The sequence below is a fragment of the Mycobacterium sp. IDUB_5 genome, assembly GCF_055419565.1.
In genome coordinates, this window is sequence record NZ_JBVAXX010000007.1 from 393,725 (window position 1) to 419,569 (window position 25,845).

Here is a 25,845-nt window from a genome sequence, read left to right on the forward strand (position 1 = left end):
GGTGACCTCGTCGCCGGAGAACCCGTCTGCGCACCCCTCACCGGCCCTGCTGACCGACAAGTACGAGCTGACCATGCTCGCGGCCGCGCTCGAGGACGGCACCGCCCACCGCCGCACCTCGTTCGAGGTGTTCGCGCGGCGGTTGCCCGACGGCCGGCGTTACGGCGTCACCGGCGGGACGGGACGCTTCCTGGAAGCGTTGTCGCAGTTCAGGTTCGGTGAGTCCGAACTCGCCGCACTCGAGCGTTTCTGCGATGCCGACACCCTCGCCTACCTCGCCGCCTACCGCTTCAGCGGAGACATCGACGGCTACCCCGAGGGTGAGCTGTACTTCCCGGGCTCGCCGGTGCTCTCCGTGCACGGCACGTTCGCCGAGTGTGTGCTGCTCGAGACGCTGGTGTTGTCGATCTTCAATCACGACACCGCGATCGCATCGGCGGCTGCGCGGATGGCCAGCGCTGCGCAGGGCCGCCCGATGATCGAGATGGGGTCGCGCCGCACACACGAGGCCGCGGCGGTCGCCGCGTCGCGCGCCGCGTACATGGCCGGGTTCACCGGATCGTCGAACCTGGAGGCCGAGCGCACCTACGGCGTGCCGGCGCTCGGCACCAGCGCGCACGCGTTCACGCTGCTGCACTCGGAGGCCGGGCAGTCCGCCTCCGACGGGGAGAAGGCGGCGTTCCGTGCGCAGGTCGACGCACTGGGCGTGGGCACCACACTGCTGGTCGACACCTACGACATCACCGCCGGGGTCGCGAACGCGATCGACGCCGCCGGCCCCGAGCTGGGCGCCGTGCGGATCGACTCGGGCGACCTCGGTGTGCTGGCCCGCCAGGTGCGCGCCCAACTCGACGGGCTCGGCGCCACCGGCACCAAGATCGTGGTTTCCGGCGACCTCGACGAATTCGCGATCGCCGCCCTGCGGGCCGAACCTGTCGACATCTACGGGGTGGGCACGTCGGTGGTGACCGGATCGGGTGCGCCGACGGCGAGCATGGTCTACAAGCTGGTCGAGGTCGACGGCCTCCCGGTCGCCAAACGCAGCAGCCACAAGGAGTCCCACGGCGGCCGCAAGCAGGCGACGCGGCTCGCCAAGGAGTCCGGCACGATCGTCGAGGAGGTGGTTCACCCCTTTCACGATGAGGCCGAGGACTCGTTGGACGTGCCGCCCGACCTCGTGGCTCGGACGGTGACGACGGCGCTGGTGCGCGACGGGCAAGCGGTCGCCGATCTCTCCCTCGCGGCAGCGCGTGAGCGCGTGCAGCAGGGTCTGCTGAGCCTGCCTTGGGACGGGTTGAAGCTGTCCAAGGGCGAACCCGCAGTCCCGACCCGGATGATCGCCCCCCGCGGTCGGTAGGGCGGTGGGTACCAAGCCCGGCGAGGTCGCCGAACTCCTCGCCGCTGCGGTCACCGCGCTGGGCGGCGCGCATCGCGACGGACAGGTCGCGATGGCCGAAGCGGTTGCGCAGTCCTTCACCAGTGGTGAGCATCTGGCCGTGCAGGCCGGCACGGGAACCGGCAAGTCACTGGCCTATCTCGTACCCGCCATCGCCCACGCGCTCTCCGACGAGCGGCCCGTCGTCGTGTCCACCGCCACCATCGCGCTGCAACGTCAGCTCGTGGACCGCGACCTGCCGCGCCTCGCCGACTCGCTGACGCCCCACCTCCCCCGACGGCCGGAGTTCGCCCTGCTGAAGGGGCGAGGAAACTACCTGTGCCTGAACAAGATTCACAACGGATCCGGAAACGGGGCAACCGAACCCGCCGATGACCAACCGCAGGACCAACTGTTCAACCCGGTCGCGTCCACTGCGCTGGGCCGCGATGTCGCCCGGCTCACCGAATGGTCGGCCAGCACGAAGACCGGTGACCGCGACGACGTGGTGCCCGGTGTGCCGGACCGCGCGTGGGCGCAGGTCAGCGTGTCATCGCGGGAGTGCATCGGGGTCTCGCGGTGCCCCTTCGGCTCCGACTGCTTCGCCGAGCGGGCGCGCGATCGCGCCGCCGACGCCGACGTGGTGGTGACCAATCACGCGCTGCTGGCCATCGACGCGATCGGGGATGCCAACGTGCTGCCCGAACACGACCTGCTGGTGGTCGACGAAGCCCACGAACTGGTGGACCGGGTGACGGGCGTGGCGACGGCCGAATTGTCGGCGACAGCGCTGGGGGTGGCGCAACGCCGTGCCGCGCGCGTGCTCGACGCCGAACTCGTCGAACGCTTCGAGGCGGCCTCGGCGACGTTGTCGTCGGCCCTCTTCGACGCTCGGCCGGGTCGCATCGACGTGCTCGACGAGGAGCTCGGGAGTTATCTGAGCGTGCTGCGCGACAGCGCGAGCCGCGCCCGCACCGCGGTCGAGACCGCCCCGAACGATCCGAAGACGACCACCGCGCGCGCCGAGGCCGCGACGGCGCTGGGCGACGTCGCCGACACGGCCGCGCGAATCCTCGCCTCCTTCGTGCCGGCCATCCCCGACCGCACGGACGTCGTCTGGGTCGAACACATCGAGGACACCCGCTCGGGCAACCGCACCTTGCTGCGCGTCGCCCCATTGTCAGTGGCCGGGCTGCTTCGCGCGCGACTGTTCGGTCCCACCACCGCGGTGCTGACGTCGGCGACGCTGACCGTGGGCGGGGATTTCGACGCGATGGCCGCGGCGTGGGGACTCACCGGCGCACCGGAGGCCGACGCCAGCTGGCGCGGGCTCGACGTCGGCTCGCCGTTCGACCACGCCCGCTCGGCGATCCTCTACGTCGCCGCGCACCTGCCGCCACCCGGGCGCGACGGCGTCGGCTCAGCGGAGCAGCTCGACGAGATCGCCGGCCTGATCGAGGCAGCCGACGGGCGCACGCTGGGTCTGTTCTCCTCGATGCGCGCCGCGCGGTCCACCGCCGAGATCATGCGCGACCGCCTCGCCACCCCGGTGCTGTGTCAGGGCGAGGACAGCACCGCCGCGCTGATCGCACGCTTCGCCGCCGACGAGCAGACGTCGCTGTTCGGCACCCTCTCGCTGTGGCAGGGCGTCGATGTGCCCGGTCCGTCGCTGTCCCTGGTGCTGATCGACCGGATTCCCTTCCCCCGCCCCGACGATCCGCTGCTGACCGCGCGCCAGCGCGCCGTCGCCGCGCGCGGCGGCAACGGTTTCATGGCGGTGGCCGCCAGCCATGCTGCGCTGCTGCTCGCCCAGGGTGCAGGCAGGCTGCTGCGCCGCGTCGACGACCGCGGCGTGGTGGCCGTCCTGGACTCCCGGATGGCGACCGCGCGCTACAGCGGCTACCTGAGGTCGTCGCTGCCGCCGTTCTGGGCCACCACCGACGGCGACGCCGTGCGGGCCGCACTGCGGCGGCTGCACGGCGGCGGCTGAGCCGAGGTTCGTCGACTGCCCGGCAGCAGACGAGCGCGGTCACTATTGTCGATCGCGCAGGTGGCCGGCGTTCCGCTGCGGGCCGCGGAACGACCCGAAAGGCGGCGTCATGGGCCCGTCGACACGACCACGGACACTGCTGGGCGTTCTGATCGGCGTCGGAGCGGTGCTGTGTGCCGCCTGCGCCACGACCGTGCAGGGCAACGCCGTATCGGTGTTCAACGATCCGTTCTCCGTCGCCGGGATGCCCGCCACCGACGGACCCACCGGCCTGCGGCCCAATGCCGAAGGACCCAGCCGTGAGGTCGAAGGCACCGACGGCGGAGACATCGACAACCTGGCGGCCAGCGCTGTCAGCGACGTCGAACAGTTCTGGGAGAGCGCGTATCCGGAGACCTTCGACGACGGCTTCACTCCCGTCAAGGAGTTGATCTCCTGGGACGCCGGGAGTTTCGACGGGACGTTCTGTGGCGATGACACGTTCGGCCTGATCAATGCCGCCTACTGCTACCCCGACAGGACCATCGGCTGGGACAGGGGTCAGCTGCTGCCGGATCTGCGCCGCGCTCACGGCGACATCGGTGTGGCGATGGTGCTGGCTCACGAGTACGGCCACGCGGTCAGCCGCGCCGCCAAGCTCACCACCAGTGACACTCCGACCCTGGTCGCCGAGCAGCAGGCCGACTGCCTGGCCGGTTCCTACATGCGCTGGGTGGCCGAAGACAACTCTCCCCGCTTCTCTCTGAGCACCGGCGACGGGCTGAACAACGTCCTGGCAGGCGTCATCTCGTTCCGCGATCCCCTTCTGCAAGAAGGCGATCCGGGGGCAGGTGTCGACGAGCACGGCTCGGCCTTCGAACGCATCTCGGCCTTCCAGTTCGGCTTCACCGACGGGCCGAAGGCGTGCGCCGGAATCGACATGCGCGAGATCGGTCAGCGGCGCGGCGACCTCCCGGTCCTCTTACCCGAGGACGAGTCCGGCGAGTTGGCGATCGACGAGAGCTCGGTGCGTTCCATCATCGACGCGATGGGAATCCTGTTCTCCCCCACCGCGCCTCCCGCGCTCAGTTTCGACGCGGCGGCCGCGAGCACGTGCGCCGACGCGCGCCCCAGCCCACCCGCGTCGTACTGCCCGGCCACCAACACCATCGTCGTGGACCTGCCGGCGTTGACCCAATTAGGCGCCCAGGGCGCCGAAGGCGGGCTGGCCTCCGGCGACAACGTCGCCTACTCGGTGCTGGTCTCGCGGTACATGCAGGCGATCCAGCACGAGCGCGGCGGGGTGGCACTGGACAACGCCGAAGCCGCGCTGCGCACTGCGTGTCTCACCGGTGTCGCGACGGTCAAGATGTCCAAGCAAGTCACCACCCCCGACGGTGCGACGATCGCACTGACGGCCGGCGACGTCGACGAGGCGGTGTCGGGCCTGCTCACCAACGGCCTGGCCGCCAGCGACATCAACGGCGAGTCCGTGCCGTCGGGGTTCTCCCGCATCGACGCGTTCCGCGTCGGCGTGCTCGGCGACGCGAACCGCTGCTTCGCGCGCTTCCAATGATTGCCCCACCCAGCGATGCCCCCCCAATGATTACCCCACCCAGCGATACCCCCCGAAGGTCACCCCGCCAGCGTCACCAGACCCAACTCGTTGTCACCGGCCAGCAGGCGATGGTGTGGCAGCACGCGCACGGTGTATCCGACCGGACCGGTGACCGGTAGCGGCGTGCTGGCAGTGAAGATGTCCTCGCCGCCGTCGGAGACTCCCGAGTGGGTCATCGGGACCGTCACCGGATCCACCAGTGCGTCACCGGCATCCACGCGTCCGAGAACCGCCTGCACCGTCACCTCGTCGGGTGCGAGCCCCTCCAGGCAGAGCCGCGCCGTCAGCGTCAGCTCCGAGCCGAGCAGCGGCGTGTCGGGCAGGCCGTAACTGTCGACCTCGACGATGCGGACGCTCGGCCACGCCTTCTCCACTTTCTGCCTGTAGTCGGCGAGCTCGCGCGCAGCGCCGAAGGGCATGCCGTAGTCGCCCGCTGCCACGTCTCCGGGCTCGATGGACTGCCGCAGCGCCCATGCCGCAGGAAGGTAGTAGCGCTGGGTGTAGTCCTGCACCATCCGCGAGGCCAGCACCTTCGGTCCGAGGACCTGCAGTGTGTGCCTGACCATCTCGACCCAGCGGGTCGGGACACCCCGCTCGTCGCGGTCGTAGAACTTCGGCGCCACCGCGCGCTCGAGCAGGTCGTAGAGCGCGGCTGCTTCCAGGTCGTCACGCCGGTTCTCGTCGGTCAGCCCGTCGGCTGTCGGTATCTCCCAACCGTTTTCGCCGTCGTACCACTCGTCCCACCAGCCGTCGCGGATCGACAGGTTCAGTCCGCCGTTGAGCGCACTCTTCATCCCCGACGTACCGCAGGCCTCCAGGGGGCGCAGCGGGTTGTTCAGCCAGACGTCGCAGCCGTGGTAGAGCGTGCGTGCCATCGACATGTCGTAGTCGGGTAGGAAGGCGATACGGTGCCGGACGTCGGCCTGGTCGGCGAACCGCACGACCTGCTGGATCAACGCCTTACCGCCTTCGTCCGCGGGGTGTGACTTGCCGGCCACGATCAGCTGCAGGGGGCGCTCGGGATCGAGCAGGAGCCGCCGCAGCCGCTCGGGGTCGCGCAGCATCAGGGTCAGGCGCTTGTAGGTGGGCACTCGGCGGGCGAACCCGATGGTCAACACATTCGGATCGAATGCTGTTGCGATCCAACCCAGTTCGGCATCAGCGGCGCCACGCTCCAACCAGGAGCGGCGCACCCTGTCCCGGACGTCGTACACCAGTGCCTCGCGCAGCTGCGAACGAATCCACCACAGATGACCCGGGTCCACCTCGTGCAGACGCTCCCACGTCTCGGGCTCCTGCAGCGAGCTCAGATCCTGACTGCCGAGCAGCTCCCGCCCCAGCTCCAGCCACTGCGGAGCTGCCCACGTCGGGGCGTGCACGCCGTTGGTGATCGAGCCGATCGGTACCTCGGCCGGGTCGAAGCCGGGCCACAGGTTGTTGAACATCTCGCGACTGACGCGGCCGTGCAGCAGCGACACCCCGTTGGCGCGCTGGGCCAGCCGCAAGCCCATGTGGGCCATGTTGAACTTCGTCGGGTCGTCCTCGGAGCCGAACGCGAGGATGCGTTCCACCGGCACTCCGGGCAGTAACCGCGAGCTGGAGGCACCCGCGTCCGCGCCGAAGTACCGCGACACCATGTCGACCGGGAACCGGTCGATACCTGCCGGCACCGGGGTGTGGGTGGTGAACACCGTCGACGAGCGCACGACCGTCAGCGCGGTGTCGAAGTCGAGTCCCGCCTCGATCAGCTCCCGGATGCGTTCAGCCCCGAGGAAGCCGGCGTGGCCCTCGTTCATGTGGAAGACCTCGGGCGCGGCGAGACCTTCGATCTCGGTGAACGCCCGAATCGCGCGCACGCCGCCGATGCCGGCCAGCAGTTCCTGCCGGATGCGGTGCTCCTGGTCGCCGCCATAGAGCCGGTCGGTCACCGAACGCAGTTGGTGATCGTTTTCGGGGATGTCGGAATCGAGCAGCAGCAGCGGGATACGGCCGACCTGAGCGATCCAGATCCGGGCGAAGAGCTGTGCAGAGTCGGGCAGCGCCAGACTGATCAGGACGGTCTCTCCCGAGGCGTCGGCGAGCAAACGCAACGGCAGGCCCTGCGGGTCGAGTAGCGGATAGTTCTCGTGCTGCCAGCCGTCGGCGGACAGCGACTGCCGGAAGTAGCCCGACCGGTAGTACAGCCCGACCGCGATCAGCGGGAGCCCCAGGTCTGACGCCGACTTGAGGTGATCGCCCGCGAGGATGCCGAGACCCCCGGAATAGTTGGGCAGGACCTCGGCCACCCCGAACTCCATCGAGAAGTACGCGATGCCTTTGGGCAGCACAGCACCGTCACCGCGGGCCTGCCCGAGCTGCTGGTACCACAGGGGCCGGCTCAGGTAGTCGTCCAGATCGGCGGCGAGAGCACCGAGGCGCGAGACGAAGTGCTCGTCGCCGGCGAGGGCCTCGAGCCGTTCCGGGCTGACGTGGCCGAGCATCGCCACCGGGTCCGCGCCGACGAGTTTCCAGAGCTCCGGATCGATCGTTTCGAACAGATCCTGGGTCGGTTTGTCCCATGACCACCGCAAATTGATCGAGAGCCGTTCGAGTGCGGCCAGCGATTGCGGGAGGTGGGCGCGGACGGTGAACCGACGGAGAGCTTTCACACGTGCTCACGTTACTGCCGTGACGCCCGCCCATGGGTGACGTGCTGCACTTCCACTCTCCCGCTGGGTTGAGGCTGACACTACGGTGGGTATAGGCGCGACGAAGGTGCACGACGAGCTGTGAACCAACCATCCAACGTGTTAGGGAGTGCTTGAGTGACCGCCGGTCGGATCGAAATCGATGACGTCCAGCCTGTGGTGTCCGGCGGGAGATTCCCCGCCAAGGCGGTGATCGGCGAGGTGGTTCCGGTGACCGCGACGGTGTGGCGCGAGGGCCACGACGCGGTCGCGGCCACGCTGGTCGTCCGCTATCACGGCACCAGTTATCCGCCTCTGGCCGACGAGCCACCAGGCCGGACCAAGACGACACAGGCGGTCCCGATCGAGGAGGTCGTGACCCCCTCGTCGGCACGCGTCCGTCCGGCCGCGCTGCCGATGGCGGCAGGTCGCACGCCAGACGTGTTCCACGGCCAGTTCACCCCAGACGCTGCCGGCCTGTGGACGTTCCGCGTCGACGGGTGGGGCGATCCCATCGCGACGTGGCGCCACCACGTGATCGCCAAGCTCGAGGCCGGACAGAGCGAGGGCGAACTGTCCAACGATCTGCTCCTGGGCGCCAAGCTCTTCGAGCGCGCATCCACCGGCGTGCCGCGTCAGATGCGCTACCCGCTGATGGAGGCCGCAGAACGGCTGCGCACGCCCGGTGATCCGTACTACCGGGCCGGGGCCGCACTCTCCCCCGAGGTCACCGAGCTGGTCGACCAGTATCCGCTGCGCGAACTCATCACCCGCGGCGCTGCCTACGGCATCTGGGTCGATCGGCCGCTGGCCCGCTTCAGCTCCTGGTACGAGTTCTTCCCGCGCTCGACGGGCGGCTGGGACGACTCCGGCAACCCGGTGCACGGCACGTTCACGACGGCGAAGACAGCGTTGCCGCGGGTCGCCCGCATGGGCTTCGACATCGCCTACCTGCCGCCGATCCACCCGATCGGCAAGGTGCACCGCAAGGGCCGCAACAACAGCGTCACCGCCGGCCCCAACGACGTCGGCTCACCCTGGGCCATCGGCAGCGACGAGGGCGGTCACGACGCCGTCCACCCCGACCTGGGCACGATCGACGACTTCGACGACTTCGTCGCCGCCGCACACGGCGAAGGCCTCGAGGTCGCCCTCGACCTGGCGCTGCAGTGCGCACCCGATCACCCGTGGGCCAAGGAGCATCCGGAGTGGTTCACGGTGCTGCCCGACGGCACGATCGCGTACGCGGAGAACCCGCCGAAGAAGTACCAGGACATCTACCCGCTGAACTTCGACAACGACCCGGCCGGCCTCTACGAAGAGGTTCTGCGCGTCGTGAAATTCTGGGTGTCCCACGGCGTCAAGGTGTTCCGCGTCGACAATCCCCACACCAAGCCGCCGAACTTCTGGGCCTGGCTCATCGGCGAGGTCAAGAACATCGACCCCGATGTGCTGTTCCTCGCCGAGGCCTTCACCCGGCCGGCGCGGTTGTTCGGCTTGGCCAAACTGGGTTACACGCAGTCCTACACGTACTTCACCTGGCGCACCGCGAAGTGGGAGCTGACCGAGTTCGGCCAGTCGATCGCCGAGCACGCCGACTACGCGCGGCAGAGCTTGTGGACCAACACCCCCGACATCCTCCATGCGAGCCTGCAGCACGGCGGCCCGGGGATGTTCGCGATCCGGGCTGCGCTGGCCGCCACGATGAGTCCGACGTGGGGCGTGTACTCCGGTTACGAGCTGTTCGAACACCGCGCCGTGAGCGAGGGCAGCGAGGAGTACCTCGACTCGGAGAAGTACGAGCTGCGGCCCCGCGACTTCGAGGCCGCGCTCGCCGACGGCGAGTCGCTGGAGCCGTTCCTGACTCGGCTCAACGAGATTCGCCGGCTGCATCCGGCCCTGCACCAGCTGCGCACGATCCGGTTCCACCACGTCGACAACGACGCATTGATGGCCTACAGCAAATTCGATCCCGTGACGGGTGATCAGGTGCTGGTCGTGGTGACGCTCAATCCCTTCGGTGCCGAAGAAGGCACGGTGTGGTTGGACATGCCCTCAGTGGGAATGGATCCGCAGGAGCGTTTCTGGGTGCGCGACGAGATCACCGGAGAGGAATACCAGTGGGGCCAGAGCAACTACGTGCGTCTCGAACCCGCCCGCGCGGTGGCGCACATTCTCAACATGCCCCAGATTCCCGCCGACCAACGAATGAACCTGCTGCGTAGGGAGTGACGAGATGGCCAAAGCGTCCAACCTGACCAACCAGATCGACAGCCCGCACCTGCGGCCGCACACCGCCGATCTGAATCGACTGCTCGCCGGCGAACATCACGACCCGCACTCCGTGCTGGGCGCCCACGAGTACGACGATCACACCGTCATCCGGGTCTACCGCCCGCACGCGGTGACGGTGACTGCGGTCATCGGCGGTGTCCGGTACCCGTTGCAGCACATCGAAGCCGGCGTCTTCGCGGTCGCGGTGCCGTTCACCGGGCTGATCGACTACCGCATCGAAGTCGACTATTCGGGCGACGAGTCCGGGTTCGTGCACACTGTCGCCGACCCGTACCGGTTCCTGCCGACGCTGGGTGAGGTGGATCTGCACCTGTTCGCCGAGGGCCGCCACGAGCGGCTCTGGGAGATCCTCGGGGCGCATCCGCGCACGTTCGAGACCCCCGACGGCGTGGTCAGCGGTGTGTCTTTCGCTGTGTGGGCACCGAATGCCAAGGGCGTCAGCGTGATCGGCGACTTCAACCACTGGGGCAACGAGGCACAGATGCGGGTGCTGGGCTCCACGGGCGTGTGGGAGTTGTTCTGGCCGGGCTTCCCCGAGAACGGCCTGTACAAGTTCCGCGTACACGGCGCTGACGGTGCCGTCACCGAGCGGGCCGATCCGATGGCATTCGCCACCGAGGTGCCACCGCAGACGGCGTCGAAGGTGTTCGCCAGTGACTACACCTGGACCGACGACCAGTGGATGGCTGACCGGGCGCTACGCAATCCGGTGTTCGAGCCGATGAGCACCTACGAGGTGCATCTGGGCTCGTGGCGACCGGGGCTGAGCTACCTCGAGCTCGCTGACCAGCTCACCGACTACCTCGTCGAGCACGGGTTCACCCACGTCGAGATGCTGCCTGTCGCCGAGCACCCCTTCGGCGGTTCGTGGGGCTATCAGGTCACGTCGTATTACGCCCCGTCGTCGCGGTTCGGCACACCGGACGAGTTCCGTCACCTGGTCGACACGCTGCACCGTGCCGGCATCGGTGTGATCGTGGACTGGGTGCCCGCTCACTTCCCGAAGGACGCGTGGGCGCTGGGCCGGTTCGACGGCACCGCACTCTACGAACACGGCGACCCTCGTCGTGGCGAACAATTGGACTGGGGCACATACGTTTTCGACTTCGGCCGGGCGGAGGTGCGCAACTTCCTCGTCGCGAACGCGCTCTACTGGCTGCAGGAGTACCACGTCGACGGACTGCGCGTGGACGCCGTCGCCTCGATGCTGTATCTGGACTACTCCCGTCCAGAAGGCGGTTGGACCCCGAACATCTACGGCGGCAGGGAGAACCTGGAGGCCGTGCAGTTCCTGCAGGAGATGAACGCCACGGTCCACAAGATCAATCCGGGCATCGTGACGATCGCCGAGGAGTCGACGTCCTGGCCGGGTGTCACCCGACCGACCAGCCTTGGTGGACTTGGCTTTTCGATGAAGTGGAACATGGGCTGGATGAACGACACGCTCGAGTTCGTCAAGCGCGACCCGATTCACCGCAGCTTTCACCACGGCGAGATCACGTTCTCGATGATCTACGCGTTCAGCGAGAACTTCGTGCTGCCGATCAGCCATGACGAAGTTGTCCACGGCAAGGGCACGCTGTGGGGTCGCATGCCGGGCGACGATCACATGAAGGCGGCCGGCATTCGCGGGCTGCTGGCCTACCAGTGGGCGCATCCGGGTAAGCAGTTGCTGTTCATGGGGCAGGAATTCGGGCAGCGCGCCGAGTGGTCCGAAGAGCGCGGCGTCGACTGGTGGCAGCTCGACGAGCAGGGCTTCTCCGACGGCATCTTGCGGATGATGACCGACGCGAACAGCATCTACCGCAGCCGGCGCGCGCTGTGGTCGCGCGACACCAGGCCCGAGGGGTACTCCTGGATCGACGCCAACGACTCGGCGAACAACGTGCTGAGCTTCCTGCGCTTCGGTGACGACGGCTCGATGATGGCGTGTGTGTTCAACTTCTCGGGTTCGGAGCACAGCAGTTACCGGCTCGGCCTGCCGCACGCCGGGAAGTGGCGCGAGGTCCTCAACACCGACAGCGACAACTATCACGGCTCGGGTATCGGCAACTACGGTGCGGTCGAGGCGACCGATGAGCCGTGGCACGGACGCCCCGCGTCGGCGGTCATGGTGCTGCCGCCGCTGGCAGCCCTGTGGTTCGAACCGGAGCCGCCGGCCTAGTTTTTCCGGCGAGCAGACGCGAACTCGCGCTCAGAGGGCGCGAAACACCCGAGTTCGCGTCTGCTCGCGCAGGAAAAGTGATCAGTAGAGGGCGTTGGCCAGGTTGCGCCGGCCGGTGATGACGTCGGGGTCCGCGGGATCGAACAGGTCGAACAACTCGATCAGCCGTGTCCGGACACGCGCGCGGTCATCGCCCGCGGTGCGCTTGATCAGCCCGATGAGCCGGTCGAAGGCGGCCGTCACATCCTGACTCAGGATCTCGACGTCGGCGGCGGCCAACGCCGCGTCGACGTCCGCCGGCGCCGCGGCGGCGCGCGCCACCGCATCCTGCGGGTGCGTCGTGGCGCGCTGCAGGAAATCGATCTGGCGTACGGCACCCTTGGCCTCGGCGTGCTGCGGATCGGACTCCAGAATCGCCTGGTACGCGCTGCGGGCCGCGTCGAAGTCACCTTGATCGAGCAGGGCGCGCGCGTTGTCCAGCACCGGATCCGACTGCTCGCCGTCCTCGGGAGCCGAGCCGCCGCTGAGTTTGCCTGCCGTCGCCTCGAGCAGCGAGTCGACCCAGCGCCGCAGCTGATCCGGCGGTTGCACGCCCTGGAAGCTTGACAGCGGCTGGCCAGCGGCCAGGGCCACCACGGTCGGGACGGCCTGCACACCGAACATCTGCGCCACTCGAGGCGTGGTGTCGACGTTCACGGTGGCCAGCGACCACTTCCCGCTGTCGGTCCGGGCCAGCTCACCCAGGATGTCGGCCAGCTGGACGCTGGAATCGCTGCGCGGTGACCACAGCAGCACGACGACGGGCACCTCGTTGGACCGGACGAGGACCTCGGCCTCGAAGTTGACCTCGGTCACCTCCACCCCGCCCGGTGCGCCGCCCGACGGTGCGGAGCGGTCGTCGGGACCGGAGGCCGGCCGCTGTTTGAGTGCTGACAGATCGACGGCGCCCGCCAATGCGGGCGAGATGCGGGGTCCAGGACGCGTCACGAAAGCAAGTCTGTCACGACTCTTCTCAGGTGGTTTCGGGTGCCGTCCGTCGGGCCGCCCCGGCGCTCACACCGACCGATTCCGACCCCGCCGGACGGTCCATTCGACCCGTCCTATCAGCCCATATGAGGAAGATCACACTGCCCAGTGGCACGATGCTGCCCAGCAACGCCAGCAACCACGTGCCCAGCTTCCACCTCAGCGCCAGACCGGTGAACACCGCGGCGACCACGAAGGCGATGAACACGCCCCCGTGGATCGGACCGAAGACCTTCACGCCGACCTCGGTCCGGGGTGTGCCCAGGTACTTGAAGTACATGCCGACCAGCAGACCGATCCAGCTGAGCGCTTCCGCGAACGCGATCAGCCGGAACCACGCCGCGGCATTGCGGACGTCGAATGCACGTGTCATGGCGCCATTGTGCCGCACCTCGACACCAGCTACTACAGAGTGTCGTTGTGAGTGCCGTTGCCGATCAGGGCCTGCGCAGGATCAGCGCGTCGCCCTGCCCGCCGGCTCCGCAGAGCGCGGCGACCGCGTACCCGGTACCCCGCCGGGCCAGTTCCAGCGCTGCGTGCAGCGTGACCCGGGCCCCGGACATGCCGATCGGGTGACCGATCGCAATCGCGCCACCACTGCGGTTGACCTTCTCCGGGTCGACGCCGAGTTCCTTCGTCGACGCCAGCGCGACCGCGGCGAACGCCTCGTTGATCTCGATCACCTCGAGCTGATCGAGCGAGATGCCCTCCTTGGCGACCGCCTTCTTGATGGCGTTGGCCGGCTGGCTCTGCAGCGTCGAATCCGGGCCGGCGACCACGCCGTGGGCGCCGATCTCGCACAACCAGGACAGGCCCATCTCCTGCGCCTTCTCCTTGCTCATCACCACGACCGCGCAGGCGCCGTCGGAGATCTGGGAGGCAGAACCCGCGGTGATGGTGCCGTCCTTGCGGAACGCCGGGCGCAGGCCGGCCAGCGACTCGGCGGTGGTGTCGGCGCGGATGCCCTCGTCGCTGGTGAACTCGATCGGATCGCCTTTGCGCTGCGGGATCTGCACCGGGACGACCTCGTCAGCGAAGACGCCGTCCTTCCAGGCCCGGGCGGCTTTCTGGTGGGAGTTCGCGGCGAACTCGTCCTGCTCGGCACGCGTGAACTTGTCGACGTCGTTGCGCTGTTCGGTCAGTGCGCCCATCGGCTGGTCGGTGAACACGTCGTGCAGCCCGTCGTAGGCCATGTGGTCGACCGCGGTCACGTCGCCGTACTTGTAGCCTGAGCGGCTGTTCATCAGCAGGTGCGGCGCCCGCGTCATGGATTCCTGGCCGCCGGCCACCACCACGTCGAACTCGCCGGCCCGGATCAGCTGGTCAGCCAGGGCGATCGCGTCGATGCCCGACAGGCACATCTTGTTGATGGTCAGGGCCGCGACGTCCCAGCCGATACCCGCGGCCACAGCAGACTGGCGGGCGGGCATCTGGCCCGCGCCCGCGGTCAGCACCTGGCCCATGATCACGTATTCGACGGCCGACGCCGGCACCCCGGCCTTCTCGAGCGCACCGCGGATCGCGACGGCACCGAGATCGCTGCCCGAGAAGTCCTTCAGCGAACCCATCAACTTGCCCACCGGAGTGCGAGCTCCAGCAACGATCACCGACGTCGTCATGACTACCTCCACGTGAGTTTCGAGCGGCTGCCAAGAGGCTATCCGTAGCCACCGATCTATTCGAAACCGATCTTGTTAGGTAACTTCGCTGTTATGACCGCCGAGCAGACTGACGCCCGTCCTGTGCTGGCCACCGCGCTGGTCACCGCCATCGATCACGTCGGCATCGCAGTGCCCGATCTCGATGCGGCGATCAGGTGGTACCACGACCACCTCGGCATGATCGTCCTGCACGAAGAGGTCAACGAGGAGCAGGGCATCCGCGAGGCGATGCTGTCGGTGCGTGGCGCGCCGGTGGGCAGCACCCAGATCCAGCTGATGGCCCCCATCAACGACGAGTCGACCATCGCGAAGTTCCTCGACAAGCGCGGACCGGGCCTGCAGCAGTTCGCCTATCGGGTCAGCGACCTCGATGCTCTCTCCGATCGTCTGCGCGAGCAGGGTGTGCGGTTGATCTACGACAAGGCCCGTCGCGGCACGTCGAATTCGCGGATCAACTTCATCCATCCCAAGGACGGCGGCGGCGTGCTGATCGAGCTCGTCGAACCGGCCCAGAACACTCTCTAGCCGCTCACCGACCGTCACGACCAGCGACGCGTCGGCCCCCGGGTCGCGCGGTGAGTCCAGCACGGCGTGTGCCAGTGCCGGCGATCGTCCACATTCGCGTCCCCGCCGTCAGCCGGCCACACCACGACATGGGCGGTGCCAGGCCGGATCTCGTGATCGCAGCCCGGGCACCGATACACCTTGAGCGCACGTGCTCCCGGCACCGCGCGGACCTCGTAGTCGAAGCCGTCAGGGCCGGTCTCGATCCGTCGAGGGGCGGGCAGCGGCGGGTTCTGCCGTGGCTTACGTGCCGGGCGCCGGCCCATCAGAACAGTCGGAACTCGTCGTTGTCCATCCCGCGCATCTTGTCGTAATCGAGAGTCAGACAACGGATTCCGCGATCGGTAGCGAGCGTGCGGGCCTGCGGCTTGATCTGCTGGGCGGCGAACACCCCGGCCACCGGCGCCAGGAGTGAGTCCCTGTTCATCAGCTCGAGGTAACGGGTGAGCTGCTCGACACCGTCGATCTCGCCGCGGCGCTTGATCTCCACGGCCACCGAGCGCCCGTGCTCGTCGCGGCACAGCAGATCGACCGGGCCGATCGGCGTCATGTACTCGCGCCTGACCAACGTGTATCCGGCGCCGAGAAGCTCGACATGCTCGGCGAGCAGCGCCTGCAGGTGCGCCTCGACGCCGTCCTTGACCAGCCCGGGATCGACCCCCAGCTCGTGACTGGAGTCGTGCTCGATCGATTCCACGGTGATGCGCAGCTGCTCCCCCGCCTTGTTCTCGACGACCCACACCGGCGCTTCGCCGTCGGTCTGCTCGGAGACCCAGCAGGGCGGCGACATCCAGTTCAACGGCTTGTAGGCACGGTCGTCGGCGTGCACGCTCACCGACCCGTCGGACTTGAACAACAACAGTCGCTTGGCCGACGGGAGATGCGCGGTGAGGCGGCCGACGTAGTCGACGGTGCACTGGGCGATCACGAGACGCACCGAACCACCATAGATGGCCGCCGGCACTCACTAGGCTGAGGCAACAATGAACGCCACGAGGAGCGTGCCGCACCGATTGGGCCGGGTGCTGGAGCGCGTCACCCGGCAGAGCGGTCGATTGGGGGACACCCCCGACTACGGCTCCTGGTTGCTGGGCAAACCGGAAGAGAACCAGGCGCGGCGTCGCATCCGCATCCAGATCATCCTGACGTTCTTCCTGCTCTTCACCAACATCCTGGGCATCGGGGTGTCGCTTCTGCTCAACACTGTCGCCATCCCCGTTCCGAGCGTGTTCACCGATGCACCCGCCTGGTTGACGTTCGGTGTGGTGCCCGCCTACATGCTGGTGGCCCTGATCATCGGCACCGTGTGGATCACTGCGCGGACGGTGAACTCGATGCGGTGGGCGGTCGAGGAACGCACGCCCACTCGGGAGGATCAGCGCAACGTGTTCCGCGCGCCCGCCCGGGTGGCGAAGAGCGCCCTGATTCTGTGGGGTGTCGGCGCGGCACTGCTGACGCTTCTGTACGGACTGCAGGACTCCGCGTTCATCCCCCGGTTCCTGTTCGCGGTGGGTTTCCCCGGAATCGTCGTGGCGACCGCGTGCTACATGATCACCGAGTTCGCGCTGCGGCCCATCGCCGCCCAGGCGCTGGAGGCGGGCCGGCCGCCGCGCCGGCTCACCCACGGCGTCATGGGGCGGACCATGACGGTCTGGCTGCTGAGCTCCGGAGTTCCCGTGCTGGGCATCCTGTTGCTCGCGATCTTCTCCCTGTCACTGAGCAACCTGACCAGCACTCAGTTCGCGGTGGCGGTGATGATCATCGCGCTGGTCGCGTTGATCTTCGGCCTCATCCTGATGTGGCTCCTGTCGTGGCTGATCGCGACCCCGGTGCGAGTGGTGCGGTCGGCGCTCAAGCAGGTCGAGGACGGTGACCTGGACTGCAATGTCGTGGTGTTCGACGGCACCGAGCTCGGTGAGCTGCAGCGCGGCTTCAACGCGATGGTGCACGGTCTGCGGGAGCGGGAAAAGGTGCGCGATCTGTTCGGCCGCCACGTGGGCCGAGAGGTCGCGCTGGCCGCCGAGAAACAGCAGATCGAGCTGGGTGGCGAGGAACGCTATGCCGCCGTCATCTTCATCGACATCATCGGCTCGACGAAGCTCGTCACGAGCCGGCCGGCGGTGGAGGTGGTCGAGCTGCTGAACCGCTTCTTCGACGTCGTCGTCGACGAGGTCGACAAGCACCACGGCCTGGTGAACAAGTTCGAGGGCGACGCGGTGCTCGCGGTGTTCGGCGCGCCGGTGCCGCTGGACAATCCGGAAGCCGAGGCGCTGGCGGCGGCGCGTGCGATGGCGCGCCGGCTGCGCGCCGAGGTGCCTGAGTGTGACGCGGGCATCGGGGTCGCGGCCGGTCAGGTCGTGGCGGGCAACGTCGGCGCCAAGGAGCGGTTCGAGTACACGGTGATCGGCGAGCCGGTCAACGAGGCGGCCCGGCTCTGTGAACTGTCCAAGAAGGTGGACGGGCACCTCGTCGCATCCTCGGAGGCGGTGACGAAGGCGACCGAGGACGAACGTGAGCGCTGGGTTCTCGGGGAGACCGTGACGCTGCGGGGTCATTCCGAACCCACCCGCCTGGCCACGCCCGTCGACCAGTCCTGAGCGCTGCGCATGTCCCGCCGGGACATGCGCCGGTGTCGACATCGGTGATGGACAGTTCTGCGCCGGCCCCCGCACCATGATGGGCACGACCCGAGGGAGGCATTGCGATGACGATCAGTGTGGCCGAGCTCGCTGAGCTCTCCACCGCGGTCGGCGACCTGTTGGCCGACGCATGCACCGAGGCCGACGTGCGCCGTGTGATGGACTCCGAGGACGGGTTAGATCGACACCTGTGGGCACGGTTGGCCGACCAGGGCGTGCTGGGCATGCTGGTCAGCGCCGAGTTCGGCGGACTCGGTTTCGGTGCAGCCGAACTCGAAGCAGTCGCCGAGGAGACCGGCGCGGCGCTGCTGCCCGCCCCGTTCATCTCCAGCGCCGTGCTGGCCGTCGCGCTGGTCAACGCGGCAGGTACCGACGAGGACAAGGCCCGGCTTCTGCCGTCGCTGGCCGACGGCACGACTATCGCAACGGCGGCGGTGACGGGGCCGACCGGAACATGGACACCCGATGGGGTGGACGTGCGGGTGGAGACTCGAGTGGATTCAGACGGCACTCTGACCGGCTCGGCGCACTACGTCACGTGGGGACACGTCGCCGACGTCGTCCTGGTCGCCGCGCGGACCGACGACGGGATCGGTGTGTTCGAGGTGGAACCCACCGCGCCCGGGTTCGAGTGCCGCGCCGCAACGGTTTTCGACCCGACCGTGCGGTTGTCGACGATCACGCTGGCGGGCACGCCGGCCCGACGGCTCGGTACCGCCGGGTGGGACGCGGTGAGCACCGCCCTCGATCTCGCGGTCATCGCATCGGCGGGTGAACAGGTCGGCGGGGCACGGCGCATCTTCGAGATGACGGTCGACTACCTCAAGACCCGCATACAGTTCGGTCGGCAGATCGGCAGCTTCCAGGCACTCAAGCACATGGCAGCAGATCTGCTGATCGAGGTGGAGAACGCCACCTCCGCCGCCCGCCACGCCGCCGCCGAACACGCCGAACACGCCGAAGGTAGCGAAAACACCGCGGGTGCCGTCGCTTTGGCCGGCTTCACATGCGCAGAAGCCTTCCACACGGTTGCGCTCGACGCCATTCAGATGCACGGCGGGATCGCCTTCACCTGGGAGCATCCTGCACATCTGTACCTGCGGCGCGCCCGCACGGGCCTGCACCTGTTCGGCGGCACCAGCCTCCATCGCGAACGCTACCTCGTCTCGAAAGGCGCCTGAAATGACCGACGAGACATTTCCCAGCGCAGACGAGTTACGCATCGAGGTTCGGGAATGGTTGCGCGACAACTGGTCTCCGCTGCCGGCCAGCAGTGACCCGTGGTCGAGTTCACCGGAACGCATCGCGTGGATGGAGAAGGTGCTCGACGCCGGCTACGCGGTGCCGACGTATCCCACCGAATGGTTCGGCCGCGGCTACCCCAACAGGCTGGCCTCCGTGATCGCCCAGGAGTTCGCCGCGGTCAAGGCACCAGGGTCCCGACAGGACAGGTACAACATCCCGGCCAACACCGTGCTCGCGCTGGGCACCCCGAAACTGCGCGAGGAATTGCTACGGGACTTCCTCGTGGAGCGCGCACGCACCTGCCTGCTGTACAGCGAACCCGGTGCCGGCTCGGACCTCGCCGCGGTACGCACCACGGCGGTGCGCGACGGCGACGAGTGGATCGTCAACGGTCAGAAGGTGTGGACCTCGGGCGCCCAGACCGCCGAGTATGCACTGTTGCTGGCGCGCACCGACTGGGATGTTCCGAAGCACAAGGGACTCAGCCTGTTCATCCTGCCGATGCGGCAGCCCGGAATCGATGTGCGTCCCTTGGTGCAGATCACGGGCGAGACCCACTTCAACGAGGTGTTCATCACCGATGCCACGGTGTCCGACGCCTACCTGCTCGGCGGCGAGGGCAACGGGTGGCGCGCGTTGCAGACCGCGCTGGCCTACGAGCGTTCGATCATGGGCGACGGCAATCGCGGATCCCGAAACCGCAAGGCGGACAGCCTGATCGACTTGGCCCGCGAGAACGGGGTTCTCGGCGATCCAGCTCTGCGCCATCAGTTGGTGTCAGTGCTGGCGATGAGGGAACTCAACCGGCTCAACAATGCGCGCGCCAAAGCCGTGGCGATGCAAGGCACTTCCAGTTCGATCATGTCGCTCGGCAAGCTCGCGATGTCGCGGATCCTGCACACCGAGGCAGCGCTCAAGACCCAGATCATCGGCGCGCAGGCGCTGTTGGCAGGCCCGGCGAACCCGGTGTCCGACGACGTGAACTTCCTGACCCTCAACGCGTTCTTCACCTCGATCGGCGGCGGCACTGACCAGATCCAGCGCACCATCATCGGGGAACGCGTCCTGGGGTTACCCAAGGAACCGGAAGCTGATCGCGACATCCCGTTCCGTCAGGCCCGCCGGAGCTGACCGACATGTCTTCTCCTGCCTACGATCCGCCACTGGCGGGCGTGCGCGTCCTGGATGCTTCGACTGGTCCGATGACGGCTGTCGGCCGCCTCTACGCCGACCTGGGAGCCGATGTCACGGTGCTGCGCATGCCCGGTGTCACCGTCGACGATCCCGTCGGCCCCCTCGTCGCATCGGTACCCGTGCAGACCGCGATCGACCGCCACGGGCTGCCCACCACCGAGATCGATGCGTCAACAGCTCAGGGCCGCAAGCAGTTCGACGCTCTTCTCACCGATACCGACATCTTCGTCGAGAGCACCCGCCCCGGGTCCCCCGCCGAGGCGGCGCTGTCGGTCCGTACGCTTCGGGCCCGTCATCCCGCTTTGGTGATCCTGTCGATCAGTGACTTCGGGCGCGACAACGACTTCCAGTACTGGCAGGCGACGACACCGGTGCTGCACGCCCTGAGCAGTGAGCTGTCACGGTCGGGCATCCCCGGTCGCGCCCCGCTGGTCCCGCCGGTGCAGCTGCCCTATCGGGTGGCTGCCGCCCAGGCCGCGGCGATGACGCTGGCCGCGTTCCTGGATCGGTTACGCACCGGCGACGGCGATCTCATCGACTTCTCGGTCCTCGACGGTGCGATGCAGACCCTGGACCCACCGTTCGGGAGCGCGGGCAGTGCGTCGGCCGGTGTCGCGCTCAGTGCGCAGCAGCGCGACTGGGATGCCGAGCGGCAGCGCTACCCGATCATCACCTGCAGGGACGGACACGTCCGCATCTGCGTCCTGTCGAAGCGTCAGTGGCGCGGCATGTTCGCGTTGATGGGCAGTCCGCAGGAGTTCGCCGACCCGTCCTACGACAAGCTCGGCAAGCGTTTCCACTCACCGCATCTGCAGGAGGCGATCGCACGGTTCTGCGCCGACAAGACCCGCGCCGAACTCGAGGAGCGGGGCCAAGCCCACGGTGTGCCGACGGCCGCCGTGCTGACGTTGTCCGAGGCGTTGGCCGCCGACCACTTCACTGCCCGCGGCTTCTTCCGCGACGTGGAACTGGCGCCGGGTGTGGTGGCGCCGATTCCGGCCGGCGTGTGCGAGATCGACGGTCATCGGGCCACGGCACCACTGCACGGCGGGTCCGAGCGCATCGTGTCGGCACCGATCCTCGGGGCGCGCGAGCGTCCGGGCCGGGGCCTTCCGCTCGAGGGGCTCCGTGTCCTGGACCTCGGCGTGATCGTCGTCGGCGCCGACACCGGCCGCATCTTCGGCGACCTCGGCGCCGACGTCGTCAAGATCGAGCATTCCGCGTATCCCGACGGCCTCCGTCTGGGCAAGCCGACGGCGATGACCCAGCCCTATGCAGCCGGGCACCGCAACAAACGCTCGATCGGCATCGACCTACGCGACGACGGAGGTCGGGAACTGGCGCATCGCCTGGTGCGGTGCAGCGACGTCGTACTCACCAACTTCAAACCCGGAGTGGCGGCGTCACTCGGGATGGATCACGCGACGTTGCGTGAGGTCAACCCTCAGATCGTGGTCGTCGACAGCTCGGCGTTCGGCCCGACCGGGCCGTGGGCCGCGCGGCTCGGCTACGGACCGCTGGTCCGTGCCGCGGTCGGCTTCACAAACCTGTGGGTGTACCCGGGCGAGCCCGAGACGTTCTGCGACACCGTCACCGTCTATCCCGACCATGTCGCGGCCCGCATCGGCTCGCTGGCGGCGCTGGCCCTGCTGATTCGCCGAGAACGCACCGGAACTGGTGGCGCCGCGAGCATTTCGCAGGCCGAGGTGATGCTCACCCATCTCGCCGCAGACATCGCCGCCGACGCCCTGCGGCGGTCCGGGCACGTCCACACCAGCCCGCCGGAACCCGACGTCCCGTGGGGCGTGTTCGCCGCCGCGGGCGACGACGAGTGGGTGGCAGTGACGCCACGCACCGACGACGAGCTGGCCGCGCTCGCCCGCGTCGTGGGCGTTTCTGGCGCCTCGGGGCGGCAACTCGAGGACGCACTGCGGGCGTGGACGGCCGGCCGATCCAAAACCGCTGCGATGACCGAGCTTCAGTCCGCGGGCATCCCTGCCGGCGCGGTACTGCGCGCCGACGAAGTCCCCGGCTTCGACTACTACCGGCAGCGGAGGATGTTCCGCGAGGAGCTACACCCGTTCGGGTCCACGCCGTTCGTGATGGAGAACGTCCAGATCCACTGCGCCCATGTGGCAGATCCGCCGTTGGGTCAGGCACCGCTGTTGGGCGAGCAGACCGCCGAGATCGCCGCCGACCTCCTGGGCCTCGATCCGGCGCAGATCGCCGACTTGCACGACCGCGGTGTGCTGGAGACGCCGCAGGTGGACGGGGTGCGCGCCGCGATCTCGTAACATGCCCGTAGGTCGCGGACGGGCAGGGGATGGACATCGACTTCACCAGGCTCAGGTACTTCGTCGCTGTCGCCGATGAACTCCACTTCGCGCGCGCCGCCGAGAGGTTGATGATCACCCCTCCCCCGTTGAGCAAACAGATCAAGCTGCTCGAAAAGGAACTCGGCGGTGAGCTTTTCGAGCGCGGCTACCACGAGGTACGACTGACCCCACTGGGGCAGTGCCTGATCGGTCCGGCGCGGGAGATCCTGCGTCAGGTCGAAGACTTCACGACGGTGGCTCAGCAGCAGATCCGCGGACTGTCGCCGCTGCGGGTCAGCGCGACGGCGTACGCACCGTCGGATCTGCTCGGTCAGCTGGAAGCGGTGATCGCCGGCCTTCCGGGGCCGGTCGAGTTCAGCATGCCCGGCTCCGCGGCGGAGGTGACGGCGATGCTGATCGCCGGTCGGGCCGAGCTCGGACTGATCCACCTGCCTGCCACGGACAAACGCCTGCGCTCGCGGGTCGTCGCCACGTACCAGGGTGGCATCGCCGTGCGCTTCGACGACCCCCTGGCGAGCAGGGACGTCGTGTCGATCGAGGAGCTCCGCGACCGCGAGGTCGCGATCGACTTCGCACGTCCGAATCCTGTGGTGCTTGCCGGGCTGACCCGACGTCTCAATCGCCGAGGCGTCCATCGGATCGTCCGCACCACGAACATGCGCGGAGGTGAAGTCGAGATGGCGACCCAGGTGTTCAATCGCCACCTCGTCGCCGTGGTGAGTTATGCCCCCGACTCGTTCATCGGAAAGATCTTCTCCCCGCCTGAATTCGCGCTGATCCCCGTCGACGAGAGCACATGGGCGCCGGCGGAGATCGCATTGGCGTGGGTGCCGGAACGACTGGGGGAACGATTGGGCGACGTGGAACGGATGGTCGCGCAGATCTCCGAGCGGTTGGGGCCGGCACGCCGCGGCGGCTGAACTGCGATGTCGATTTCCCGCTAGTCCCTGTCGTCGGCACGTGCCATTGTCGAGGTGTGCACTCCGATTTCGACCGCTGCTATCGCGCCGTCCAGGCCAAGGACGCGAGGTTCGACGGCTGGTTCGTCACCGCGGTGTGCACGACGAAGATCTACTGCCGGCCGAGCTGCCCCGCGCGCCCACCGTTCGCGCGCAACGTCGAGTTCTTCCCCACCGCTGCGGCCGCGCAGAGGGCAGGGTTTCGCGCCTGCAAACGGTGCCGGCCCGACGCATCCCCAGGTTCGCCGGAATGGAATGTGCGCGGTGATGTCGTGGCGCGGGCGATGCGACTGATCGCCGACGGCACGGTCGACCGCGACGGAGTCACGGGATTGGCGGCGCGGCTCGGCTACACGGTTCGTCAGCTGGAACGCCTGATGCGGGCCGAAGTGGGGGCCACGCCGCTGGCGCTGGCCCGGGCGCAACGCACCCAGATGGCGCGGGTCCTCATCGAGACCACCGACATGCCGTTCAGTGACGTCGCGTTCGCGGCCGGCTTCGCCAGCATCCGGCAGTTCAACGACACAGTCCGCGCGGTCTGCGATCTGACCCCCACGATGCTGCGTCAGCGGGCACATGAACGGCTCGACGACGCTGCGGGAAGCAGCGGCGTGCTGTCCCTGCGGTTGCCGGTGCGCACACCGTTCGCCTACGAGGGCGTGTTCGGTCACCTGGCGGCGACCGCAATACCGGGCGTGGAGGAAACACGCGACGAAACGTACCGGCGCACACTGCGACTTCCCCATGGCGGCGGCATCGTCGAACTCACACCGCAGCCCGATCACGTCAGGTGTGTGCTTCGGCTCGAAGACTTCCGCGATCTCCCGGCCGCCATCGCCCGGTGCCGACGCCTGCTGGACCTCGACGCCGACCCGGAAGCCGTGGTGGACGCCCTCAGTGGCGACGAGCGGATGGCGGCAGTGGTCGCCAAGGCTCCGGGTCAACGCATCCCGAGGACTGTCGACGAGCACGAACTGGCGTTGCGTGTCGTTCTAGGACAACAAGTCTCGACCGCGGCCGCACGTACGCATGCCGCTCGACTCTCCGCAGCCTACGGGCATGCGGTCAGTGATCCCGGCGGTGGCCTGACCCATACGTTTCCGTCGACCGAGGATCTCAGCGACATCGACATGCGCCACCTGGCGGTGCCGAAGGCTCGCCAGCGCACCGTGACGACGTTGATCGACGCGTTGGGAAGCGGTGCGCTGGTGCTGGATACCGGAAGCTCGTGGGAGCGCGGCCGCGAGCAGTTGCTGGCTCTACACGGCATCGGGCCGTGGACGGCGGAGATGATCGCAATGCGCGGCCTCGGAGATCCCGATGCGTTTCCGGCGACGGATCTCGGCGTCGTGGTCGCGGCGCGTCATCTTGGACTCGCGGAGGACGCGAGGTCGCTGGCCGTGCACAGTGAGCGCTGGAGGCCATGGCGTTCCTATGTGACACAACATCTTTGGACAACGCTCGAGCACTCGGTCAATCAGTGGCCACCGAAGGAGACATGATGGAGAGCGTGAAATACCGGACCGTCGAGAGCCCTATCGGGGTTCTGACTCTGGCGGGCGAGGGCAACCGTCTGCAGCATGTGCGGATGGTCGAGCAGACGTATGAGCCGAGCCGCGCCGGTTGGCAACCCGACGATGACGTGTTCGCCGACGTCGTGGAGCAGCTCGACGAGTACTTCCGCGGTGTCCGACAAGAGTTCAACGTCGAACTGGAGCTGGTGGGCACGGAGTTTCAACGCACTGTGTGGGCTGCGCTGCAGACGATTCCGTACGGCGAGACACGCTCGTACGGTGAAATTGCGGCACAGATCGGAGCACCCGGGGCGTCCCGTGCGGTCGGACTGGCCAACGGGCACAACCCGATCAGCATCATCGTTCCGTGCCATCGCGTGATCGGCGCCAACGGAAGTCTCACCGGGTACGGCGGCGGACTCGATCGCAAAAAGACGCTGCTCGGAATGGAGAAGCAGTACGCGCCGGCAGGAGCCACGCTCTTCGATTGACGTCGTGAAGCACAAATGCCTGTGCCCCCCAACAGAATTGGGGGGCACAGGTCAATGTGTGTTCGGCGGTGTCCTACTTTTCCACCCGGGTGGGTAGTATCATCGGCGCTGGTAGGCTTAGCTTCCGGG

Annotated in this window: 19 protein-coding genes; 13 read left to right on the forward strand and 6 right to left on the reverse strand. The window is 68.0% G+C overall.

What is annotated here, in order from left to right; translation table 11 throughout:
• Position 1 precedes the first annotated feature (1 nt).
• From ACZY1G_RS24400 to ACZY1G_RS24410, 3 genes are all read left to right on the forward strand, one after another.
• Positions 2-1,357: a nicotinate phosphoribosyltransferase gene (locus tag ACZY1G_RS24400; protein WP_463817723.1), complete on the forward strand. Its 1,356-nt coding sequence runs from the start codon at positions 2-4 to the stop codon at positions 1,355-1,357.
• Positions 1,358-1,361: 4 nt separating this feature from the next.
• Positions 1,362-3,365 (forward strand): ATP-dependent DNA helicase, encoded by a 2,004-nt coding sequence (locus tag ACZY1G_RS24405; RefSeq protein WP_463817725.1) that lies wholly within the window; start codon positions 1,362-1,364, stop codon positions 3,363-3,365.
• Between the two features lie 109 nt (positions 3,366-3,474).
• A complete protein-coding gene (locus tag ACZY1G_RS24410) occupies positions 3,475-4,920 on the forward strand; it encodes a neutral zinc metallopeptidase (protein ID WP_463817726.1) in 1,446 nt (481 codons plus the stop codon).
• A gap of 59 nt (positions 4,921-4,979) precedes the next feature.
• Here the strand turns inward: ACZY1G_RS24410 and ACZY1G_RS24415 are convergent, their stop codons facing one another.
• Entirely contained in the window at positions 4,980-7,610 is a 2,631-nt protein-coding gene (locus ACZY1G_RS24415) for a glycosyltransferase family 1 protein (protein ID WP_463817727.1), read from the reverse strand.
• 156 nt (positions 7,611-7,766) lie between these two features.
• Here ACZY1G_RS24415 and ACZY1G_RS24420 point away from each other — a divergent pair, with 156 nt between their 5' ends.
• Together ACZY1G_RS24420 and glgB are read left to right on the forward strand one after the other, a co-directional pair.
• The gene (locus ACZY1G_RS24420) at positions 7,767-9,860 is read left to right on the forward strand and encodes an alpha-1,4-glucan--maltose-1-phosphate maltosyltransferase (protein WP_463817729.1); all 2,094 of its coding nucleotides are present in this window, start codon (positions 7,767-7,769) and stop codon (positions 9,858-9,860) included.
• Between the two features lie 4 nt (positions 9,861-9,864).
• Positions 9,865-12,087 (forward strand): 1,4-alpha-glucan branching protein GlgB, encoded by a 2,223-nt coding sequence (gene glgB / locus ACZY1G_RS24425; protein ID WP_463823837.1) that lies wholly within the window; start codon positions 9,865-9,867, stop codon positions 12,085-12,087.
• 81 nt (positions 12,088-12,168) lie between these two features.
• On the opposite strand, the gene ACZY1G_RS24430 is transcribed toward glgB, so the two are convergent.
• The 3 genes from ACZY1G_RS24430 to ACZY1G_RS24440 all read right to left on the reverse strand — a co-directional run bounded on the left by ACZY1G_RS24430 (position 12,169) and on the right by ACZY1G_RS24440 (position 14,732).
• Entirely contained in the window at positions 12,169-13,074 is a 906-nt protein-coding gene (locus tag ACZY1G_RS24430) for a tetratricopeptide repeat protein (protein ID WP_463817731.1), read from the reverse strand.
• Between the two features lie 25 nt (positions 13,075-13,099).
• On the reverse strand, positions 13,100-13,486 hold the full coding sequence (locus ACZY1G_RS24435) for a DUF3817 domain-containing protein (protein ID WP_463823838.1): 387 nt from the start codon (positions 13,484-13,486) through the stop codon (positions 13,100-13,102).
• Positions 13,487-13,550: 64 nt separating this feature from the next.
• The gene (locus tag ACZY1G_RS24440; protein WP_463823839.1) at positions 13,551-14,732 is read right to left on the reverse strand and encodes an acetyl-CoA C-acetyltransferase; all 1,182 of its coding nucleotides are present in this window, start codon (positions 14,730-14,732) and stop codon (positions 13,551-13,553) included.
• Between the two features lie 93 nt (positions 14,733-14,825).
• Here ACZY1G_RS24440 and mce point away from each other — a divergent pair, with 93 nt between their 5' ends.
• A complete protein-coding gene (mce, locus tag ACZY1G_RS24445) occupies positions 14,826-15,299 on the forward strand; it encodes a methylmalonyl-CoA epimerase (protein ID WP_463823840.1) in 474 nt (157 codons plus the stop codon).
• A 14-nt stretch (positions 15,300-15,313) separates the two neighbouring features.
• Here mce and ACZY1G_RS24450 read toward each other — a convergent pair whose 3' ends face one another.
• Both ACZY1G_RS24450 and nucS read right to left on the reverse strand, forming a co-directional pair.
• A complete protein-coding gene (locus tag ACZY1G_RS24450; RefSeq protein ID WP_463817736.1) occupies positions 15,314-15,604 on the reverse strand; it encodes a hypothetical protein in 291 nt (96 codons plus the stop codon).
• Complete coding sequence (nucS, locus tag ACZY1G_RS24455; protein WP_463817737.1) at positions 15,604-16,275, reverse strand: endonuclease NucS; 672 nt, start codon at positions 16,273-16,275, stop codon at positions 15,604-15,606. The genes ACZY1G_RS24450 and nucS overlap by 1 nt, the downstream gene beginning before the upstream one ends.
• A gap of 46 nt (positions 16,276-16,321) precedes the next feature.
• Between nucS and ACZY1G_RS24460 the strand changes: the two genes are divergently transcribed.
• The 7 genes from ACZY1G_RS24460 (at position 16,322) to ACZY1G_RS24490 (ending at position 25,716) form a co-directional block, all read left to right on the forward strand.
• A complete protein-coding gene (locus ACZY1G_RS24460; RefSeq protein ID WP_463817739.1) occupies positions 16,322-17,935 on the forward strand; it encodes an adenylate/guanylate cyclase domain-containing protein in 1,614 nt (537 codons plus the stop codon).
• Between the two features lie 107 nt (positions 17,936-18,042).
• On the forward strand, positions 18,043-19,158 hold the full coding sequence (locus ACZY1G_RS24465) for an acyl-CoA dehydrogenase family protein (protein WP_463823841.1): 1,116 nt from the start codon (positions 18,043-18,045) through the stop codon (positions 19,156-19,158).
• A 1-nt stretch (position 19,159) separates the two neighbouring features.
• Positions 19,160-20,353, forward strand: a complete 1,194-nt coding sequence (locus ACZY1G_RS24470; protein ID WP_463823842.1) for an acyl-CoA dehydrogenase family protein — start codon at positions 19,160-19,162, stop codon at positions 20,351-20,353.
• 5 nt (positions 20,354-20,358) lie between these two features.
• Entirely contained in the window at positions 20,359-22,710 is a 2,352-nt protein-coding gene (locus ACZY1G_RS24475) for a CaiB/BaiF CoA-transferase family protein (protein WP_463817746.1), read from the forward strand.
• 29 nt (positions 22,711-22,739) lie between these two features.
• On the forward strand, positions 22,740-23,672 hold the full coding sequence (locus ACZY1G_RS24480) for a LysR family transcriptional regulator (RefSeq protein WP_463823843.1): 933 nt from the start codon (positions 22,740-22,742) through the stop codon (positions 23,670-23,672).
• Positions 23,673-23,728: 56 nt separating this feature from the next.
• A complete protein-coding gene (locus ACZY1G_RS24485; protein WP_463823844.1) occupies positions 23,729-25,213 on the forward strand; it encodes a DNA-3-methyladenine glycosylase 2 family protein in 1,485 nt (494 codons plus the stop codon).
• On the forward strand, positions 25,213-25,716 hold the full coding sequence (locus ACZY1G_RS24490) for a methylated-DNA--[protein]-cysteine S-methyltransferase (protein ID WP_463823845.1): 504 nt from the start codon (positions 25,213-25,215) through the stop codon (positions 25,714-25,716). The genes ACZY1G_RS24485 and ACZY1G_RS24490 overlap by 1 nt, the downstream gene beginning before the upstream one ends.
• The last annotated feature ends 129 nt before the right edge of the window (positions 25,717-25,845 follow it).